The organism is Capnocytophaga sp. G2 (assembly GCF_035282625.1).
GTDB lineage: Bacteria > Bacteroidota > Bacteroidia > Flavobacteriales > Flavobacteriaceae > Capnocytophaga.
In genome coordinates this window covers 1-5,168 of record NZ_JAYKBU010000032.1, presented here as the reverse complement: position 1 = coordinate 5,168, position 5,168 = coordinate 1, and the positions used below count along the sequence as shown (strand labels likewise).

Annotated in this window: 6 protein-coding genes and 1 pseudogene; all 7 read left to right on the top strand. The window is 31.5% G+C overall.

Annotated features, from left to right (window positions below):
* Nucleotides 1–450 (top strand): annotated as a pseudogene (locus VJJ03_RS11420) (DUF4280 domain-containing protein); the annotation flags it as partial.
* A gap of 2 nt (nt 451–452) precedes the next feature.
* Entirely contained in the window at nt 453–1,226 is a 774-nt protein-coding gene (locus VJJ03_RS11415; protein ID WP_323975688.1) for a hypothetical protein, read from the top strand.
* Nucleotides 1,223–1,615, top strand: a complete 393-nt coding sequence (locus VJJ03_RS11410; RefSeq protein WP_009745860.1) for a hypothetical protein — start codon at nt 1,223–1,225, stop codon at nt 1,613–1,615. Before VJJ03_RS11415 ends, VJJ03_RS11410 begins: the two co-directional genes overlap by 4 nt.
* 161 nt (nt 1,616–1,776) lie before the next feature.
* Nucleotides 1,777–2,736, top strand: a complete 960-nt coding sequence (locus tag VJJ03_RS11405; RefSeq protein ID WP_323975687.1) for a DUF4280 domain-containing protein — start codon at nt 1,777–1,779, stop codon at nt 2,734–2,736.
* A gap of 5 nt (nt 2,737–2,741) precedes the next feature.
* Nucleotides 2,742–3,917, top strand: coding sequence for a hypothetical protein (locus VJJ03_RS11400; RefSeq protein ID WP_323975686.1), 1,176 nt, complete (start codon nt 2,742–2,744; stop codon nt 3,915–3,917).
* Nucleotides 3,898–4,395 carry a hypothetical protein gene (locus VJJ03_RS11395; RefSeq protein WP_323975685.1) on the top strand — a complete coding sequence of 166 codons (498 nt, stop codon included), beginning with the start codon at nt 3,898–3,900 and terminating at the stop codon, nt 4,393–4,395. Before VJJ03_RS11400 ends, VJJ03_RS11395 begins: the two co-directional genes overlap by 20 nt.
* A 116-nt stretch (nt 4,396–4,511) precedes the next feature.
* Entirely contained in the window at nt 4,512–5,153 is a 642-nt protein-coding gene (locus VJJ03_RS11390; RefSeq protein ID WP_323975684.1) for a C40 family peptidase, read from the top strand.
* Nucleotides 5,154–5,168 lie beyond the last annotated feature (15 nt).

Below are 5,168 nucleotides of genomic sequence, written 5' to 3'. Positions count from 1 at the left end.
CATCCCCTATTAGAGGACAGCAAAGCCACCTGCCCCATAGGTGGTAAGGATTGTATTAGTATTATCAACCACGGACAGGTGGCTGAGATAACAAACCGCAATCTACATAATGCTGATCCTATTAAAATGGATATGATCAATCCTTTTATGGATTTTGCTACATTTAGAAACCAGAAAGAAATGTCTAAAACTCCTAAGTTAATTGATTATTATATTACAGATGTAGAAGGGAATAGAATAGAATCTGACATTACTAATTATATTGGAGACAAAATAATTGTACATATAGAAACACAAGATTTAATTAATGATAGAATTAACATTAATATGAATAATAAATTTATTGATTTCATTTATAAAGGAGAAAAATTAGAGAAAGATACTCTAAAAAATTATGAGATCACTAAAAACCACGAAGAGATAGAACTGTTTATAGAAAAAGAATATTAATTATGGAAAAAATAGATATTGTATTAGAGATACCAGGCATAGAACAAGAGAAAACTAAAAGTATAAACGTAACATATAAAAGGCTATTACTATATGGAGGAGCAAGAGAAAGTCAAGATAATAATACATTTAAAGCTGCAGCTGAGGTAGTAAAAAAGGACTATGGCAATGATGGGGAAATTATTTTGATAAAAATTGAAGGAGGAGGACAATTTGTTGTAAATAAGATTAATTCATATTCGGATAATTCTATCCAATCTATCGATTTTTTTACGCACGGCAATGATAGGTCGCTATTATTTAAATTTGATGATAGTAAAAATTATCAGGAATTATATATAAATGATACTGAAGAACAAGAACAAGGCATAACCTTTTGGGATAGATTAGGAAGTCTAATTGGTATAGGATTAGATCCAGATGAGAACAAGAATGGTGCAGACATTAGTGAAATTAATTACAATGTTTTTACAAATTCTGCAAAAATAGAATTTCATGGTTGCAATACAGCATCGGAACCTAAACTAAAAGAAAAAATAGAATTAGAAAAGAAAAAAATACCAATTAACTTTGCATCGGAATTCTCTAAAAGGTTATATAATGCGGGGAAAGAAAGAGCTGTTGTAATAGGACATATAACTCAAGCCAATCCTAATGGTATCAAAAATGATTATAGACACGGCACAAGGAGAGTATATCATAATGGGAAAGAACTATTTCTTTATAGAAAAGAAGGAAGAATTTTAGGATCTGAAATTAAGAAACATTTAAAATGAGAACAATATATATATTATTTATTTATTTATTTATCAGTTGCTCTGATAAAACTCACTTAGCAGATAGATGTATAAAAAATCAGATTTTTTCAGAAAATTATGATAGTATTTCTGTGGATATAAGATATATTGGTTATGCTTGTTCAGAATGTCCTCAATATAATATAGAAAAAGTTTATTATTCTGAAAATAAAGAAGAGTACTTTTATTTTAACAAAGAAATATATATTAATATTTTAGATAAAGAATTACAAAATCAAATAGATACAATAAAATATCCAACACACTGGAAATATAGAGTAAATGGACTTTTTAGCAGAAATGGTTTTGGAATGGGAAAGTTAGATATTTATACAGGAAAAATACTTAAATTAAATTTAGAAAAGTAAATAACATCTATTTTCAAAAATATTTTATATCTTTACCCCGCGTAAAGGTCTTAGAAAGAACTTAATAAGAACAAAAACCGCAATGACCTATAAGAGACTCATTTACATATCAGCACTCATCTTTTACAGCCGCTTGCTCAACAGGTAAGTATATCCGTGAGGTGCCCTATCATTATTCTATGGATAGCTTTCGCAAAGCCATGCAAGTTCATAAGGACAGTATAGATGCCAAATACACAGAAAGCAACTACAAAGATGAGCAGCTTTCAGATGAGGAAATACGGCTTAAAGAAAAGTATTCCATCATCTTAAAGACGATGCCACAGGACATACGCAATTATCCCTTATACGCTTATATTGATGCTTGGATAGGTACGCCTTATAAACCGCAGAGCTTGGATAATTTAGTATGTCAGGGAGCAACCTGCCAATGTCAATTTGGCAATGCTCCCGATAAATTGAAGGTACTTACGCAGACCAAAGCCTTTATCAATGAGAAAGAACCCCAAGAGAAATTGGTCGCTACAACTGCCGATGTAGGAGCTACTTTTGAGAAAAACACCTTTGGGCTATGTCAGATGCAACCACTACCAGGTGGTGGTTATAAACCCTGTCAGGCAATGGTAACTCAGTGGAGCGGTGCTTATGAGAATGTTACCTATGAAGAAAACAATGGGCACCCCCTTTTAGAGGACAGCAAAGCCACCTGTCCCATAGGCGGCAAGGATTGTATTAGTATTATCAACCATGGACAGGTGGCAGAGATAACAAACCGTAATCTACATAGTGCCGACCCTATTAAAATGGATATGATCAATCCTTTTATGGATTTCGGTAAGTTCGTAAATGATATGCTTACAAAACCAGATATTACAGAAGCCTATTTCACAGACTTACAGGGTAATAAAATAGATCTAGGAGAAGATGAACAAGATGTTTATTTAGTAATTGAAGGTGAAAACCTATCAGGACTAACAATGGATTTTAACCTCAATAATAAAGATCTTGACTTCAAATACAAGGGCAACATCTTAGAAAATGATACATTAAAAGATTACGTCTTTATAAACGATACCAAAGAACAAATACCCCTAACAGTTATTATAAACACTAAAAAATAACTCTTATGGCAACAATTACAATCACACTAAGAGAAACAGGAAAATCCGTAACCGCTACCCTTAAAGCTGCTCCTCCCAAAGATAAAATAAATATCAAAATACTAAATAATTTAGATGAGGGATTCTATGATAATACATCTCCATTACAAAAAGATAAATATGGTTTTATAGTAGGTAAAATCTACAAAATTAAAGCAGAATACAATAATGTTAATATTACAGAAGTAAAATGGGAATTTCATTATCGCAATAATTATCTTTCTACTAAACAAGGTCTCATCAAAAAAATTAGCTCACAAGGAGATGAAATTTTCTTTAAGTTCCCTTCTGACTACTGTGGAGGGTTAATTATAGTAAAAGCATATATTTATTATAAAGGAAAGACTATAGAAGGACGTGAAGAATTTTTTATGCACAACGCCTTTAGATGGTTTGATAGAGTGAAAGTAGAAAATAGGATAAAAGACATAGCAAATGACCCTTCCATATTAAACCAACACGTAACACCACTTTGTGGTACAGCGGCATTACTTTATTTATTTGTAAGCGAGAATAAATACAAACAACTCTTCCAAGATGAAATGATGAAATTTTTTAGGACAGGGAAAGGCAAATTGAATAACTTTACTTTAGACCCTAACCCTGAAATATTTTCTATGAAGCCAATTGTTGGCAACTCCGATTATCCTCATTATGAAGATGATCTAACTGACATTATGCCACAAGCAGATTGGATTTGCCTTGTAGGAATGAGAAGCAGCAGTGATAATAAGAATTATACAGGAAAGGCAGGAGAGACTTGGGATGGTATTAATTGGGTGAGCTATATGAAAGAAGGGTTGAAAAATCTTTTTCCAAATAATAAAATAGAAGATAAAACTTCTATTATTACAGGGTTTGATTATACAGAAGACCTTAAAACAATAGAAAAAGAATACAGAAAGGGAAAGCGAATAATTCTATTAATTGATGTAGATATGTTTAAAGATAGCGTAAGTTATTTTGGGTGTCTTATAGGTTATCATTGGATTGTTTATAAAGGAGATCTAGTTATTAATGGAGATAAACGTACTTTTTCTTACTACTGCTGGGGTAAGGATTTTTGTGTTAATGACAAAGATCATCTAATTTTTAGAAAAATTGTTTTTAATACTAATTATTATGGATACATCATATTTTAACAAAATGACAAAAATAATATTATTTGCCACTTCTTTTTTATATTTATTACTATCTTGTAATAATCCGACTGGAAAGTTACTGTATGTGGGGTTATCAGAATTATCAAGGCACATTAATTTTGTGGGTTATAATAAAAAAGAAATAGAAGAGATTAAATTATATATAAAAAAAACTAATGATGTTAAAGAAAGTATTGATTTTAGTTTTAAATTAATAGATACTATTCCATTATCTCGTTATAAATTTGAAACTATAATCTCTAAATATAATGATATTTCACCAAATGATACTATTTTTATTCATATAGAAAATAAAACTCATACAATAACCTCTGTTAAAAATGAATGGAGACGAATAGGCACTGACCTCTTAGGATTTCCAGAATATAGACCTGTATTTAGTTTTATTTTTGATGGTGATAAACCTTCAGGACATAGTATATATTTTAAAAGAGGAGAGAAACCCTTTAGAGATTAAGAGACCTTCTTAATACATAAACGTATGAAAATAAATATCCTTTCTATTCCAAAAATATTTTATATCTTTGCTCCGTGTAAAGTTCTTAGAAAGAACGTAATAAGAATAAAACCATAATGACCTATAAGAGACTCATTTACATATCAGCACTCATTCTTACAGCCGCCTGTTCAGGAGGTAAGTATATCCGTGAGGTGCCCTATCATTATTCTACGGATAGCTTTCGCAAAGCCGCGCAAGCTCATAAGGATAGTATAGATGCCAAATACACGGAAAGCAACTATAAAGATGAGCAACTTTCAGATGAGGAAATACGACTTAAAGAGAAGTATTCCATCATCTTAAAGACGATGCCACAGGATATACGCAATTATCCCTTATACACTTATATTGATGCTTGGATAGGTACGCCTTACAAGCCCCAGAGCTTGGATAAGAAAACAGGCGTTGATGCTTCTTACTTTGTACAAGCACTATTTAGTGATGTTTACAAAGAGACTTTTCCTAAAACTGCTGATGGTATATTCCGCTCTAAATCTTTACAGCTCTTTACAGGAAGGGATTTTTTAAAAGAAGGTGATATATTGTTTTTCAGATATTCCAAAGAACAACCTATCTCAGATGTGGGGATATACCTACACAACGACCGTATCTTAGCCTGCACAGAGGAAGGGTTAAATATCTATGATTTTAACAACCCTTATTTTCAGTTGCGCTATGTAGCTGCAGGCAGACTAAAACAAGAGAAAAAAAAGTAATGGCAACAGATTTAG

Coding starts and splice junctions, on each gene's coding strand:
- VJJ03_RS11415 (WP_323975688.1), top strand. CDS start 453: ATGGAAAAAATAGATATTGTATTAGAGATACCAGGCATAGAACAAGAG.
- VJJ03_RS11410 (WP_009745860.1), top strand. CDS start 1,223: ATGAGAACAATATATATATTATTTATTTATTTATTTATCAGTTGCTCT.
- VJJ03_RS11400 (WP_323975686.1), top strand. CDS start 2,742: ATGGCAACAATTACAATCACACTAAGAGAAACAGGAAAATCCGTAACC.
- VJJ03_RS11395 (WP_323975685.1), top strand. CDS start 3,898: ATGGATACATCATATTTTAACAAAATGACAAAAATAATATTATTTGCC.
- VJJ03_RS11390 (WP_323975684.1), top strand. CDS start 4,512: ATGACCTATAAGAGACTCATTTACATATCAGCACTCATTCTTACAGCC.